Source organism: Fulvivirga kasyanovii (genome assembly GCF_009711405.1).
Classification (GTDB): Bacteria; Bacteroidota; Bacteroidia; order Cytophagales; family Cyclobacteriaceae; genus Fulvivirga; species Fulvivirga kasyanovii.
The window spans coordinates 1-14,395 of record NZ_SMLW01000503.1 but is presented as its reverse complement, the minus strand read 5'-3'; the positions used below and the strand labels follow the sequence as shown (position 1 = coordinate 14,395).

At 42.1% G+C, this 14,395-nt stretch carries 13 protein-coding genes; 2 read left to right on the top strand and 11 right to left on the bottom strand.

Annotation, left to right across the window (positions count from 1 at the left end; all coding sequences use genetic code 11):
* The 4 genes from E1163_RS10255 to nirB form a co-directional block, all read right to left on the bottom strand.
* Positions 1–616: response regulator transcription factor (locus E1163_RS10255; protein ID WP_155171352.1), on the bottom strand; the 616-nt coding region annotated here is incomplete at its 3' end.
* Between the two features lies 1 nt (position 617).
* Positions 618–2,414, bottom strand: coding sequence for a sensor histidine kinase (locus E1163_RS10250; protein WP_246223597.1), 1,797 nt, complete (start codon positions 2,412–2,414; stop codon positions 618–620).
* A gap of 107 nt (positions 2,415–2,521) precedes the next feature.
* Positions 2,522–2,899, bottom strand: a complete 378-nt coding sequence (gene nirD, locus E1163_RS10245; RefSeq protein WP_155171351.1) for a nitrite reductase small subunit NirD — start codon at positions 2,897–2,899, stop codon at positions 2,522–2,524.
* Between the two features lie 28 nt (positions 2,900–2,927).
* Positions 2,928–5,423: a nitrite reductase large subunit NirB gene (gene nirB / locus E1163_RS10240; RefSeq protein ID WP_155171350.1), complete on the bottom strand. Its 2,496-nt coding sequence runs from the start codon at positions 5,421–5,423 to the stop codon at positions 2,928–2,930.
* A 193-nt stretch (positions 5,424–5,616) separates the two neighbouring features.
* Between nirB and cobA the strand changes: the two genes are divergently transcribed.
* Positions 5,617–6,384 (top strand): uroporphyrinogen-III C-methyltransferase, encoded by a 768-nt coding sequence (gene cobA, locus E1163_RS10235; protein WP_155171349.1) that lies wholly within the window; start codon positions 5,617–5,619, stop codon positions 6,382–6,384.
* Positions 6,381–6,968 carry a DUF4202 domain-containing protein gene (locus tag E1163_RS10230; RefSeq protein ID WP_155171348.1) on the top strand — a complete coding sequence of 196 codons (588 nt, stop codon included), beginning with the start codon at positions 6,381–6,383 and terminating at the stop codon, positions 6,966–6,968. The genes cobA and E1163_RS10230 overlap by 4 nt, the downstream gene beginning before the upstream one ends.
* Before the next feature lie 32 nt (positions 6,969–7,000).
* Here the strand turns inward: E1163_RS10230 and E1163_RS10225 are convergent, their stop codons facing one another.
* The 7 genes from E1163_RS10225 to E1163_RS10195 form a co-directional block, all read right to left on the bottom strand.
* Entirely contained in the window at positions 7,001–7,906 is a 906-nt protein-coding gene (locus tag E1163_RS10225; RefSeq protein ID WP_155171347.1) for a S66 peptidase family protein, read from the bottom strand.
* A gap of 61 nt (positions 7,907–7,967) precedes the next feature.
* Positions 7,968–8,504 (bottom strand): OmpH/Skp family outer membrane protein, encoded by a 537-nt coding sequence (locus E1163_RS10220; RefSeq protein ID WP_155171346.1) that lies wholly within the window; start codon positions 8,502–8,504, stop codon positions 7,968–7,970.
* Positions 8,505–8,525: 21 nt separating this feature from the next.
* On the bottom strand, positions 8,526–9,056 hold the full coding sequence (locus tag E1163_RS10215; RefSeq protein ID WP_155171345.1) for an OmpH/Skp family outer membrane protein: 531 nt from the start codon (positions 9,054–9,056) through the stop codon (positions 8,526–8,528).
* Positions 9,057–9,059: 3 nt separating this feature from the next.
* Positions 9,060–11,756 carry a BamA/OMP85 family outer membrane protein gene (locus E1163_RS10210; protein ID WP_155171344.1) on the bottom strand — a complete coding sequence of 899 codons (2,697 nt, stop codon included), beginning with the start codon at positions 11,754–11,756 and terminating at the stop codon, positions 9,060–9,062.
* Between the two features lie 3 nt (positions 11,757–11,759).
* Positions 11,760–12,500 carry an undecaprenyl pyrophosphate synthase gene (gene uppS / locus E1163_RS10205; RefSeq protein ID WP_343033804.1) on the bottom strand — a complete coding sequence of 247 codons (741 nt, stop codon included), beginning with the start codon at positions 12,498–12,500 and terminating at the stop codon, positions 11,760–11,762.
* A gap of 60 nt (positions 12,501–12,560) precedes the next feature.
* Positions 12,561–13,298, bottom strand: a complete 738-nt coding sequence (porG, locus tag E1163_RS10200) for a type IX secretion system protein PorG (RefSeq protein WP_155171342.1) — start codon at positions 13,296–13,298, stop codon at positions 12,561–12,563.
* A gap of 1 nt (position 13,299) precedes the next feature.
* Positions 13,300–14,395, bottom strand: a 1,096-nt coding sequence (locus tag E1163_RS10195) for a DUF6089 family protein (protein WP_221417980.1), incomplete at its 5' end; no start/stop codon positions are given.

Sequence of the window (14,395 nt, the reverse complement as noted above, 5' to 3'; positions counted from 1 at the left end):
CTACGCCAAGTTTCTTCATAATATTAAAGCGGTGTGTTTCAACGGTACGTACACTTTTTTGCAATTCGTCAGCAATCGCCTTATTAGAGAATCCATTATAAATCATATGAAGGATCTGACGCTCCCTCTTGGTCAACTGGTAGTCGCTGGCATTGTCGGAGGTCTCATCTGCAGATGGGCTCTTCTTTGCAGATAAGTAATGATTGACGAGGATATCCGATATATCCCCACTAAAATACTTATGACCTTCCATGGTAGAGTGGATGGCTTTTACAAATTCCGGTTTATTAGTATCCTTTAGCAAATAACCGTCAGCGCCGCAGTCTATAGACTTGATAATATATTCTTCATCATCATGCATAGACAATACCAGCACTTTGGTATCACTAAATTCCTTCTTAATGCGGGCAGTGGTATCAATACCATTCAGCACTGGCATGCGAATATCCACAATTAGCAAATCAGGGCGCAATTTCCTGACCACCTCAATAGCCTCTTCACCATTGGAAGCTTCCCCAACAACCTCAATATCTTCTTCGGTTTCCAGTAAAAGCCTGATCCCATTCCTTACTATTTCATGATCATCAGCAAGTATTACTTTAATTGTATTTTCCATCTTAGTCCAAAGGCAGTTTTATGACAATTCGCGTCCCGTTTCCGTGCTTCGAAAATAACTCAAAATTACCATTTATAAAGGCCGTTCGCTCTTTCATATTAAATATGCCATGGCCGGAGTTCTTAAAATGTCCTGAATTTTTTAATTTTTCGTAATCAAATCCTTTCCCATCATCCTCAATAACAATTTTAAGCGATTTTGTATCATGTTCAAAGCTAACGCGGATGCTTTTGGCTGATGCGTACTTTATGGCATTGTTTACTGCCTCCTGTATGATTCTGTACAGGTTGTTTTCAATATGCTGGTCGAGCCGGTTAACAAAACTTGTTTTATTTTCAAAAGTGACCTCCGGAGCAGATAACCTGTCTACCTCCTGACAAAACTTCTTAACGGCAGGAACAATACCAAAATCACTAAGACTGCTTGGCGTAAGGTTAAATGAAATGCGGCGTACCTCTTTCAGTATACTTTTCATCAAATCACGGGTATCCTCAAGCCGTTTTTTGGTATGCTTGGAGCTTGATGGCGTTATGGACTCCAGACTAAGCTTCAAGGCTGTCAGCATCTGCCCTATACCGTCATGGATCTCCCTTCCAAGACGCTGCCGTTCCTCTTCCTGCCCTTCCAATATCAGCACCGAGCGGTATTGCTGCTCGCGCACCCGGGCCTCAATTTTTTCCCTGTTTATCTCCCAGGAGCGGACCCGTGCTTCTTTGATTTCGGTAATGTCTCGTGCAATCAGCTTATGTTCAAAACTCTTCTGATACCTGGCCGGAATGATATACAACTCCAGCCAGCAAAAATCACCCGAGCCATTCATTAATTTGATCTCACCGCTCCATGTCTGTCCCTCATTGACAATACTCAGCAGGCCTGCCACAAAACTCTTGCTATAGCCATTATTGAGAAGCAATGATTTGATTTCATCAGGAGTATCATCGTATTCCAATAATCTTTTAAAGATCGGGCTGAAAAAATTAAATGTCCCCTGCTTATCCATAGTGGCATATAGTGAGGGCACATCCGGCTTCAGGTTTACGGCTTCAAGTTCCTGATATGACTTGACCAGCTCCTCATAAACGCGGCTCATCTCACTGGCCATTTTTATGGACTTTTCTTCAGAGGCCACAAGCTCCGCCACGGTTTGGCGCACATTTCGTGCTATAGGTCTGAATATAAATACCAATTCTACCAAAATAATGGTCAACGATACTATTAGCAGTATAATTTCTACCTTACTGAGTCTGGCTACTTTTGCCTGGGCTTCCCGATCATACTGAAAAACGATATTATCCATACCCTCCAGAAAAGGCCCTTCGTGAAGAAGTATGTTTTTGATGTGTGGCTCGAGGATATTATCAGGTAAGCTGTCACTCGATTGTATGACATTGATGATCTCACGTGTACTTCCCACAATGGCACCATAATGAGGCTCAATCTCCCTGAACATTTCAATAACTTTGTCTGAATTATCTCCCGTCAGCCCCATACCTTCATTTCCAGAGAGTAGCCCAAGGTGTGAATCAACCCATAGGTCAAGAGTAGCTTCAAGGTCACTCAAGTGCCGCTTAAGCTGTTCCGGATCATGCTGATTTTTAACCTGAAGCACGATTTTAGAGATCTTCTGGCTAAGCATCCTCTGCCGGCCGGCCACATTCACTATTCGAGAATCATCCTGCTGCTTATCTATATAACTTTGAATAAAAAACTGACTCACTATAATACTCAGAGCAATGCATGAAAGTGCAATGAGATAGAACCAACCCAGCTTATCAAATTTATTTTGCTTAACCATCATAGAGGGGTATTCACCGGAAATCCATTAAACACTATATTCAAATCGGTGAAATTTATGCAAAATTTACGAAGATATACTTAAAATCTACGTAGGTCGTAGTATTGTTTTTATTCTTCAAAGCCTACGTAGACATAGCCGTTTTCTACTTTTACAGGATAGGTAGCCAGGTTGCACTCTGTACCATTCAGATTTTCACCTGTCTTCAAAGAGAAAGTTTTTTTATGGTACGGACATGCCACTTTAGGCGTCTCTCCTTCCGAACCGATCATACCTCTTGATAAAATCATCTGCATCTTATGCGGGCACAGGTTTTGCGTAGCATACCATTCGTTTCTTCTGGCAAAGTTATATACCGCAATCTGCAAACTGCCATAGCTAATGCAGGCACCGCCGTTTATGGGGAAATTTTCAACATGGCCTGCCTGAAACCATATTTTCACCTTGGAGTATTCAACCGTCTTGTATAGTTCAAGTGTATCAATCATAATTTCCGCTTCTATATTAGTGAGTAAATTATTTCTGTTCGGTGACGGGTATTTTCTGTCCTCGAAGCAATCCGAATTTCTGAGAAGGATCGGGCATGTCAGAATTAATGAAATGACGAAATTTGGATCTGTGCACCGGATCGTTCACCACTTCCTTCCATTCACATTTATAAGTATTTACCATCAATTCCATCTCTTCCTCAAGCTGCTTGCCAATGCCCAGGGAGTCATTGATCACTACGTCCCTCAGGTAGTCCAGCCCACCTTCCATTTTATTCAACCAGGTGGATGTTCTGTTCAATGGCTCTGCCGTTTTAATATAGAACATGAGGAAACGGTCCAGATAGCGGATGCATGATTCGGAATCAATATCCGTTGCCAGCAATTTGGCATGCTGAGGGTTGGCACCCCCATTGCCGCATACATATAAGTTCCATCCTTTTTCGGTAGCTATGATCCCGAAATCTTTACTTTGGGCCTCCGCACATTCCCGGCGACAACCGGAAACTGCGCCCTTTATTTTGTGCGGAGCCCTAAGTCCTTTGTATCTGTTTTCTACTTCTATGGCAAAAGAAACGGAATCATGCAGGCCATACCGGCACCAGGCCGAACCCACACAGCTTTTTACCGTTCTTAACGCCTTTCCGTAGGCATGTCCACTTTCAAAACCCGCTTCTATCAACTCCTCCCAGATAGCCGGTAACTGTTCAATTCCGGCACCTAAAAGATCGATACGCTGGCCTCCCGTAATTTTGACATACAGATCATATTTTTTAGCCACCTGCCCTAATACTACAAGCTTTTCCGGGGTAATCTCACCACCGGGCACCCTGGGTATAACAGAGTAGGAGCCTCCTTTTTGAATATTGGCTAAGAATTTATCATTGGTATCCTGGATCACCTCCTGCTTGGTGATCAGGTCATTCCAGATACTGGCAAACATGGAAGCCACTGCAGGTTTGCAGGTTTCGCACCCGTCCCCGTTTCCAAACCGGTCGAGCAATTCATCATATTCCTTTACACCGTTCACTTTTATCAGATCGAACAGTTCCTGCCGGGTATAGTCGAAATGCTCACAAAGGACCTTTCTCACGGTTTTACCCATGGATTTCAAGGTTTCATTAAAAATGTCAGCCACCATGGGAGAGCATGCCCCACAACCTGTGCCTGCTTTGGTACATGCGCGCACCTGACCTAAATCTTCGAGCCCTTGTTCTTTAACTGCATTAACTATTGCTCCTTTTGCCACATTCTCGCATGAGCATATCTGAGCCTCGTCTGGTAAATCTGCAATGGCGCCCCCCGGAGAATCTCCGCCCCGGCTTCCCAGTATCAGATCCTCCGCTTGAGGTGGCAAAGCCATGCCGTTTTGCATTACCTGACAAAGCATGTTATAATCACTGGTGTCGCCCACTAAAATGCCCCCCAATAGCTTTTTACCATCAGAAGAAATATTGATCCTTTTGTAGCAACCACCACTTTTGTTCTCATAAATGATCGGCAAACATGCCGTTCGCTCCCCAAAAGCATCTCCGAAACTGGCCACATCGATGCCGATTAACTTTAGTTTAGTGGACATATCGTTACCTGCAAACTTGCTTACTCCGTCACCGGTCAGTTGGTTGACTACCACTTCTGCCATATTATATCCGGGAGCCACCAGCCCATAGATTTGGTTATTGTGTAAGGCCACTTCACCGATGGCATAGATATCCGGATCGCTGGTTTGCATCTGGTCATTCACTACCAATCCTCCTCGTGGCCCCACTTCCAGGCCTGCTTTTCTGCCCAGTTCATCACGTGGCACAATACCACATGAAATTACCAGCATGTCGGTCTCCAGAATACTTCCATCCGAAAACTCCAAAGCATCAATTTTACCATTGCCTTTAATAACACTAGTACTTTTACTGAGGTGGATACCTATACCCAAAGCCTGAAGTTTTTCGCTCAGCATCTGAGCCCCCTGATCGTCTAGCTGCCTTGGCATCAGCCTTGGGGCAAACTCGATAACATCAGCCTCCAGCCCCATGTCAATCAATGCTTTTGCGGCTTCCAGCCCAAGTAAGCCTCCCCCCAGTACAGAGGCCTTTTTTATTCTCGCACCGTAGCTAATGATATTCTCAAGATCCTCAATTGTTCTATACACAAACACACCGCTTTTGTCTACTCCCTGGATAGGAGGGATCATAGCGCTTGAACCAGTGGCTATTACCAAAATATCATAACTGGCTTCCTGCCCGTGCATAGTGCGCACAATTTTTGCCTGTCTGTCAATAGATGTGACCAGCTCTCCAATACGCAGATCAATCTCATTAGCTTTATACCAGTCCATACCGGCCATGACCAGGCTATCTGCCGATTTCTCAGCAAAGTACTCACTTAGGTGAACCCGGTCATAGGCAGGAATGTGCTCCTCCCCAAATACTGTTATTTCTATTTCCGAAGGTGTGGCTTTCTCTCGAAGCTTTTCGCAAAACTTATAGCCTACCATTCCATTTCCTATTACAACTACCTTTTTCATCTGGCTTTGGATTTTAAGGTTAGATGGATCCCAAAACTTCTATTTCACAGGTCGACAGAAGACTCAAGTAAAATAATCCAAGATCCGATCGATAAATAATTACGTAAAAATACGTAAATTATACTTTTAAAAACAAGACAAACTACGTACTTTTATTTTCAAACTATTAAACACTACGTAAAACGGATTATCTATGGGAAAATTAATTTTAGTTGGAGCCGGGCCGGGGGATGCAGAATTAATAACTTTAAAGGGTATAAAGGCCCTTCAAAAGGCCGATGTGGTACTATATGATGCATTGGCCAACAATTCATTGCTTGACTATTGCAAGAAAGACTGTATTAAAATCTACGTAGGAAAAAAAGCTGGCCTGCATCAATACCAACAGATCTATATCAATGCCATGATCGTCGATTACGCGCTGCGGTACAACAATGTTGTACGCCTGAAGGGTGGCGACCCGTTCGTATTTGGCCGTGGGCATGAAGAACTGGAACACGCCGAGCAAAATGGTATTGAAGTCGAAGTAATCCCTGGCATAAGCAGCTCCCTGGCAGTGCCTGCGATCAACCACATCCCCCTTACCAAAAGAGGTATAAATGAAAGCTTTTGGGTGGTTACAGGCACCACAACCAATGGTTCCTTTTCCAAAGATATGGCTTATGCAGCACAGTCGTCAGCTACAGTAGTTATACTTATGGGGATGAAAAACCTAAAGTTAATTACTGAACTTTTCAGTTATTACAGAGATGAATATGAACCTGTAGGGATCATACAGAACGGTACACATGAGAACCAGCAAGAGGTTTTCGGAAATTTGAGTAATATAGCAAGGAAAGTAGAAGATTTGCAAATAAAGTCTCCTGCTGTTATTATTATAGGGCAGGTAGCAGCACTTAAGACAGCAAAGGACAAAAGTATAAGCCTCATCCCGGAATTGCACAAAGAGACGAAGCCATGACCAGATTTATAGAAGTAATATCAGCCATAGATAACATTAACCGGCAAGACCCCAGAATAGAAATGTATAAAGGGGAGGAATTTCCTAAAGAATATTTATATAGCCTGCGCATGAGTCAGATGCTTGAGGTATACGATAAAGATGCGGATGAACTGTTAAAAATAGCCGCACACGGACAGCATATAAAAAGGTGGATCATACCCCGCAGTGATTATCCTATGGACCGAAAAGGCTACCTGACCTGGCGCACCCAACTTAAACTTATGCATGGGTCACTGCTAAGGGAGATCATGCAAAGCCACAATTATAGCGAACAGGATATTGAACAGGTAGCGGATATGGTTATCAAAAAGAAATTGAAAACAGATGAGTCTACCAAAAAACTGGAAGATGTAGTATGCCTTGTATTTCTACAATACTATTTCGAAGATTTTGCCTCTCAGCATCCTACCGAAAAAGTATTGGATATCCTCAGAAAAACCTGGAATAAAATGTCTGCCAAAGGAAAGGAGCTGGCGATGGAGCTGAATCTCTCCGAAAACAGTAAAAACCTGATCACTGAGGCCCTGACAGGGCAGAGTTAGCGGATCAGGCGGAATTTTCCTCTTCATTCGAGTTAAACAGCATCACTGAGCCTCACCACATCTTTCAGGACTTCAAGCTTCATTTTTCTACCAATGGGTATCGCCAGGTTCCTGGCTTCGTGGCCAACAGGAAAATTATAGGCTATCGGTATTTCTAACCCTTCAAAGTGTGCCGCTATCAGGTCAAATACAGATTTACCGAACGGTATTTGAGTGTCTTTCATCTGAGAGAAATCCCCGATGATTACGCCTGCCAGGCTTTCCAGCTTCCCTGACCTACGCAACTGCATAAACATACGATCAATTTTATACAGGTACTCATCAATCTCTTCAAGTATAAGTATTTTACCTGCTGCATCAATTTCAGTGGATGTACCCAGACTCTCTGCAACCAAAGAAAGGTTGCCGCCAACAACTTCAGCCGTACATTCCCCATGTCTGTTGTTAGCATCAGAAGCCACCTCGTACCTCACGGTACCTTCAAATAAAAGCTGTCTTAAGGAAGCCAGTGATTCCTCCACGCCCATATAATCATATTGTACCGGCATCAGCCCGTGTACACTTTCTATTCCCTTGCGGTTCAACGCCAGATGTAAAGCGGTAATATCGCTGAACCCTATCACCCACTTGGGCCTTTTAATAAAATTGGTAAGATCGATCTGATCAATAATACGCGTCATACCATAGCCTCCTCTGGCGCAAAATATGGCCTTGATCTCCGGGTCATCAATCATTCGCTGCAAATCAGCCCTTCTTTGACTATCAGTCCCAGCAAAATAACCTTCTTTAGCAAACAAAGACTCTCCCTTTATTACCTCCAGCTCCCATTCATCAAAGACCTCAAAAGCCTTTGCCATTTGCTCTTCCGTTATCACTCTTGACGGGGCTATGATACCTACTTTATCTCCTTTGCTTAATAATTCAGGTTGTTTTTGCATGCCTCTAAAATAAAAAAGCCCTTCCAATTTAGAAGGGCTTTAGTGTAATAGTATTTATGAATTAGTTTGAAGATGGGGTAATTCCCATTTTCTTTAGTACAAGATCACTGATATCATATTTTTCATCTGCATAAAGAACAACATCTATTCCTCCCACTTGTCCGTTAAGCACATAAGCATATCCATTTTCCTTTGCTACTGCTTCGATATTGTTACCAACTTTAGTGTAAAGTGGCTGCATCAAGTCAGTAGATTTTTTTTGCATAGAGCTTTGAGCATCTTGCTGGAATTTTTGAATTCTTTGTTCAAGTTGTGCCAGTTCAGTTTCTTTTTCTTGTCTGATAGCATCAACCATGGTAGCAGCACCTTGTTGGTAGGCTTGCAGCTTTTGTTGGTATTCCTGGTATTTAGCCTGCAATTGGTTCTGCAACTGGGTGTTATGAGCCTTAAGTTCAGACTCCACTTGCTTTGCCTCAGGCATCTGGCTTAAGATATAATCTACATCAGCATAAGCGATTTTTAATGCAGATTGTGCCTGAACAGCAGCCAGACCAAAAAAAGTAAGTGCTATTACCGTTAATAATAATTTGTTTCTCATGGTATTTATTAATTAAACATTTTACTTAATTACATCATTCGGGTCGCCAAGACCTAATTCCTCCAGCACATAATCTGTATAGTCGTGCCTGGGATCCGTATAAATCATCACAAGGTCTCCTGCCTTGTCAAACATAATAGCCAAACGCTGGTCTTTGCATACTTTTTCAATGGCATCAAAAACTTTATCCTGCACCGGCTTCACCAGTTCTTTCTTTTTCAGGAAAAAGAGTCCTTCAAAACCAAATATCTTTTTTTGATAGGCCTTTAGGTCATCCTCTCTTTTCTTGATCTCCGCCAAACGATCCTTTTTCATTTCAGCGGTTAGCAGTACCTCCTCGGCCTGCAACTCATTATACATTGATTCTATTTTTCCTGACATCTCTTTTATCTCCTCTTGCCAGCCCTTCGAAAGCTTATCAATTTCCTGCTGAGCCTCCTTGTATTCCGGCATCTTGTTTAGCACGTAGTCAGTATCAACATAACCGAATTTCTGTCCATAAACATGAACAATCGAAAATAGTGCCAGAAAAAAAACCAATATCTTTTTCATACTTTATCGTATTTGTTGACCTATAGTAAAATGGAACTGTGGCCCACTTCTCTCTGTCGCTCCAGGGAGGGTATCAAAACCATATCCCCAGTTAACACCAATCAACCCGAAAGCAGGCATAAAGATCCTCGCTCCAAACCCGGCAGACCTGTAATTCTCAAAAGGATTAAACTCTTCATACGAGCCAAAATTGTTTCCTGCCTCTGCAAAGACGAACCCGTATATAGTCGCCGCCTGTCCGGTTGTAACAGGATACCTAAGTTCCATAGAGAATTTATTATATACAATACCACCTCTGATCGCATTAACATCAGTGTCATTGTAAGGAGGTGTAATTCTGTTATTCTCATATCCCCTCAGTCCAATAACCTCTGTACCCAATAAGAAGTTCTGCCCGGCTAAACCATCACCACCAACATAAAAACGTTCGAAAGGTCCGACACCAGCTTCGGTGGAATAAGAGCCAATATATCCGAAGTTAGCTTTAGCCTCTAGTACAAGTTTGCCTACCGGATTAAGATAGTACTGGGCATCAAACATCCATTTGTGATACTCAATCCACTTATACTTCTCAGCCGCCGAAACATTGTCATAGTCAAGATCCCTCCATAGTGAGTAGGGGGGAGTGAATGTAGCACTCAGGGATATACTCGATCCACTTGTAGGATACATTGGATTGTCTATACTATTCCTGGCCAACGTAGTGTTAAATGCTATGCTATTGGCATTACCATCATCAAATCCCAATCCTCTTGTTCCATAGTTATCTAAAGAATAAACCAGGTAAGAAAGTGAGTTGGTCAAAGTAAAGTAGTTATCTGGCCATTCCAGTCTGCGGCCAAGCCCTACGGTTACACCTTTAACACTTAATGAAGCATTGAAGTCACCATAGGAAGGGAAGTATTCATTACCGTTTGTTGGATCACCATCCCTATCTTCTGCAACCCTTTGTCTTTGAATGGAGTAATTGAGACTCACAGAAAGTGAATTAGGTTTCTTACCTCCTAACCAGGGTTCGGTAAATGAGAACGAGTAGCTTTGATACTGACGTCCTGTTGCCTGAACACGCATTGACAATCTTTGTCCGTCACCAACAGGTATTGGCGTAAACCTACCTTTAAGCATGTTGCGTAATGAGAAGTTATTAAGCACAAGGCCTAACGTACCCACAAAGCCCAACTGGCCGCCCCAACCACCGGATAGTTCAATCTGGTCGCTTGATTTTTCCACAAGCTTCCATTCAATATCTACTGTACCATCTGCAGGATTAGGTAACGGTGTAGGTGAGATCTGCTCAGGGTCAAAATATCCCATTTGAGCTAAACGCTGCTGCGTTCTTATAATGTCTGTTCTGCTAAACTTTTGACCAGGTATGGTATAAAGCTCTCTACGGATCACATGATCCCTGGTGCGGTCATTACCCGAAATAATAATATCTTTAATGGTAGCCTGCTCTCCTTCGTAGATCCTCATTTCCACATCTATGGAATCTCCGTTTACGGCAACTTCCACCGGTGTAACCCGGAAGAATAAGTATCCATCATCCATATATAGACCACTAATATCTGGTCCTTTAGGGTTGAAGGTCAGCTTTTGGTCAATAAGTTCTTTGTTATAAACATCTCCTTTTTCAATAGCGAGGATTTTATCCAATGTTGCACTGGTATGGACAAAATTTCCTGTCCATATGATATCTCCAAAGTAATACTTACGTCCCTCGTTTACTTTAATATCAATATTGATGGAGTTATCATCATGTCGATAAATAGAATCCGAAATAATCTCAGCATCCCTGTAGCCTTTTGAATTATAGAAAGCTATTATAGCGTCTTTATCAATCTCATAATCTGATTTGATGAACTTGGATGAATTAAAGAAGTTGAGCTTAATATTATCATTTATAAACTCCTTGAGTTCTTCTCCTGAAACATCATAAGAAGAATCAACGAAGCTCTTTACATTGGAAGGATTAACACCCATAACGAGCTCGGCAGCTCTTTTAAACAGGGAGAACCTGACTTTTTCATGGGTAGACTTCATTTTCTTCTTTATCCGGTTATCAGAAAACTCATCATTACCGATAATGTTGATTTTATTGATTTTAACCTTGGATTTAGGATTTACTACAATCTTAAGCTTTACCCCGTCCCTGTTAACAGTATCCTCCTGCTGTATAACTTTAACATCTGCATTTAGGAATCCTTTATTAACGTAGTGGTTTTTCACGGTCAATTCGGTATTTCTGATGATGGCATCGGAGAGTATCCTGCCACGGATCAGGTTAAGGTCTTCCCGGAGTTCTGACTCCCGGCCTTTCTTTACTCCTTCAAAGGTGAAACCTGTAAGCCTTGGCCTTTCGGAGAGCTCAATATTCAGGTAAACCTGGTCTCCCTCTATTCTATCAATGGTAATGGTAACATTACCTACCAGCCCATGCTTCCAAAGCTTGCGGATCGCTCCACTGATATCATCGCCAGGCACTTTAATCTTATCCCCTACCTTGAGACCGGAAAGTGAAATAAGTGCATTTTTATCCAGTACCTTTAGCCCGGTAACTTCGATTCCTGCAATCACATATTCCTGCGGATTAGAATAGTTCAAACCACTGTCATCCTGGGCAGTACCGCGTTTTCTGAACTGGGCATTCAGAGAGGTGGCAATAAAAAAACAAAAAATTAAAAATACAGATATTCTTTTCATTAATCAGGATTTCACTTGTTCACTAATTCGACCAAACCTTCTTTCTCTCTTTTGATATGAAATAATCGCCTCATGCAGGTCTTCTTTCCTGAAATCGGGCCATAACTTTGTAGTAAAATATATTTCCGTATATGCTATTTGCCATAACAAAAAGTTGCTGATACGCATTTCTCCACTAGTCCTGATCAACAGCTCTGGGTCAGGGATACCATGGGTACCTAAATAAGATTCAAAAACCGGGTTGTCAATATCCTTCACATCCACCTTTCCCGATTTTACATCATTTGCCAAACGCTTAACTGCTTCTAATATTTCCCAACGGCCACTATAACTTAATGCTAGTACGAGGGTAAGCCCTTTATTGTTCCTGGTGTTCTCCATGGCCTCAGCCAACTCCTTTCTACATCCCTTAGGAAGTGTATCTATATCACCAATCGTTGTCAGCCTTACATCATTCTTCTGTAACGTCTTTAGTTCCTTTTTAATTGTGGATACAAGCAACTGCATGAGACCAGTCACTTCTTCTACCGGGCGGCCCCAGTTTTCAGTGGAGAATGCATAGAGGGTCAAATACTTAATTCCAAGTTCGGCACTGCCTTCTGTAACCTCACGAACTGCCTTAATAGCGTTCTTATGGCCGAAAATTCTGGCGGCACCTTTGTTCTTTGCCCATCGCCCGTTACCATCCATAATGATAGCAATGTGATTTGGCAATGAATCCATTATAATATTTTCATTAGATATAGACACAGGGATGCAAAATTAACCCGATTTATGTAAAAATGCTTATTTTAAGTCCCCTTTTTACCTTCTCCGGTAATTTTTCTTGTATGGACTGGTAGGACAAGGTATGGTATAAAAAGAATATGTAAGACTTAGGCCCATAAAATAGTATAAATCGTTATCGAACTTATTCCCGTATTGATAGTCTTTTATAGTCCCATCTCCGCTGCTTACATTATCCAGATAGTCAAAAAATGTTTTTCTGGCACCAAATTCAGCACCCAGATACCATTTTGGATTAAGTATATATTTAAAGCCAAAACCAAACGGCAATGCAGGCTGCACGTTGCTATACTCTGCCGGTTTTTCAGATTCCCCTGAAATACCGAAAATGGCAAATCCTCCAAAGAAATAAGGGGTCCAGCGAATGAGAGTAGATTCATCTCTCCACTTCAAAAAGTGGTATTCAAAAACAGTAGAGGCCTCAAACAGAAATATATCAAAACTATGGTCTCTGTTTACAGCAAAAGGGTCAATGGGTGTTCTTTCATCACTGCCTGCCAGCTTACCCCCGGTAGCTGCAATCCGGAAGCTTACAGCTTTACTTATGTTAGACCTGAAAAAAACCGTACCCGCTGGTTTGATTGACTTAATGTTTATACCTCTGGAAAGATCTCCTGAGTACTTAAAACCTCCTAAGCCGAAACCTATCTCTGTCTCCTGAGCCACGGCGGTACTTAAACCGGTAAGCCATATAAACACAAAAACGGGAAAGTATAGAAATACTTTCCCTGAAATATTTAAAATACTGTTTTTCATATTATCTGAATTTCGCTCTTCTGAAAGTTGCCCCAATAATAAAAGCTACTTTAATAGACGTAACGAAATAAAGGTCGTTTTCATTTTTGTTACCCCGAACATTATCTCTCTGTTCTTGCCCGTAACCACTTATTCGCGTATATGTATTTCCATCTACCCCAACAAATGTATCCGTATTGCCATAGATTTCCTGAATGTTAGGGTTATCCAACTCTCTTTCACTCCCTGAAACAGGTGCTGTAGGATAATAAGAAAGATCGGACATTAACCTTGCTAACTCGTCATCACCAAACACTCCCGGATCCACATAGTTCTGACTAACGTCGTCAAGGTAATCTGTAAAAGTATATCTTACACCTGTCTCAAAAGACAAATCCAGTACCTGATTCAACCTATACCTGATACCTATACCCAAAGGAATGGCAAATTGAAATTTACTGTAGGGCTCTATTCCGGCATTGACGGCAGTAGGATCTAAGTCTGCATACTGACCTTCAGTGCCTAAAGGCTCCAGATCAACCCACGTACCTGCTTCCGGCAAACCGCTATCTTCGGGCACGAAAGCCTGAGGGTTGTGATGAAATACGGTAAGACCACCGTAAACATATGGTGTCCACTGCACCCTGCTTATGTATGACGACTCATTTTTGAAGAGGTCAAACATGGCCACTACGGTTAGTTCTTTTATTCTGTTGCGGAAATGTAAATTTCTCACATACCTGAACTTGGCATCATCGTCATTAGGGTCTGCCGATTCAAAATCGTCTCCGCGAATGGTACCATAAGTAAATGAAGCCCTAAGTGTATAGAAGGGACCGAATCTATGTCCCCAGAAAACGCCGATCCCAGGCCGTGTGAAGGCTATATCTGTACTTGCGCGATTAGAAAGGGGAGCTAAATCACCAAAATAATTAAACGCGTTTACAGAGACTCCCACGTAGTTGTAACGCTTCTCCTTGCCGAACCATGTTTTTTTACCTCTGAAGTTTGAGATCCTCTTATTATTTTTCCTTATCTGCTTCCTATTAAGCTGCCCATAAACAGAGTCTACACCTGCGAAGAGGATCATAAAACAAATCAAGCCGACAAAAATTCTT

Coding starts and splice junctions, on each gene's coding strand:
- E1163_RS10250 (WP_246223597.1), bottom strand. CDS start 2,414: ATGATGGTTAAGCAAAATAAATTTGATAAGCTGGGTTGGTTCTATCTC.
- nirD (WP_155171351.1), bottom strand. CDS start 2,899: ATGATTGATACACTTGAACTATACAAGACGGTTGAATACTCCAAGGTG.
- nirB (WP_155171350.1), bottom strand. CDS start 5,423: ATGAAAAAGGTAGTTGTAATAGGAAATGGAATGGTAGGCTATAAGTTT.
- cobA (WP_155171349.1), top strand. CDS start 5,617: ATGGGAAAATTAATTTTAGTTGGAGCCGGGCCGGGGGATGCAGAATTA.
- E1163_RS10230 (WP_155171348.1), top strand. CDS start 6,381: ATGACCAGATTTATAGAAGTAATATCAGCCATAGATAACATTAACCGG.
- E1163_RS10225 (WP_155171347.1), bottom strand. CDS start 7,906: ATGCAAAAACAACCTGAATTATTAAGCAAAGGAGATAAAGTAGGTATC.
- E1163_RS10220 (WP_155171346.1), bottom strand. CDS start 8,504: ATGAGAAACAAATTATTATTAACGGTAATAGCACTTACTTTTTTTGGT.
- E1163_RS10215 (WP_155171345.1), bottom strand. CDS start 9,056: ATGAAAAAGATATTGGTTTTTTTTCTGGCACTATTTTCGATTGTTCAT.
- E1163_RS10210 (WP_155171344.1), bottom strand. CDS start 11,756: ATGAAAAGAATATCTGTATTTTTAATTTTTTGTTTTTTTATTGCCACC.
- porG (WP_155171342.1), bottom strand. CDS start 13,298: ATGAAAAACAGTATTTTAAATATTTCAGGGAAAGTATTTCTATACTTT.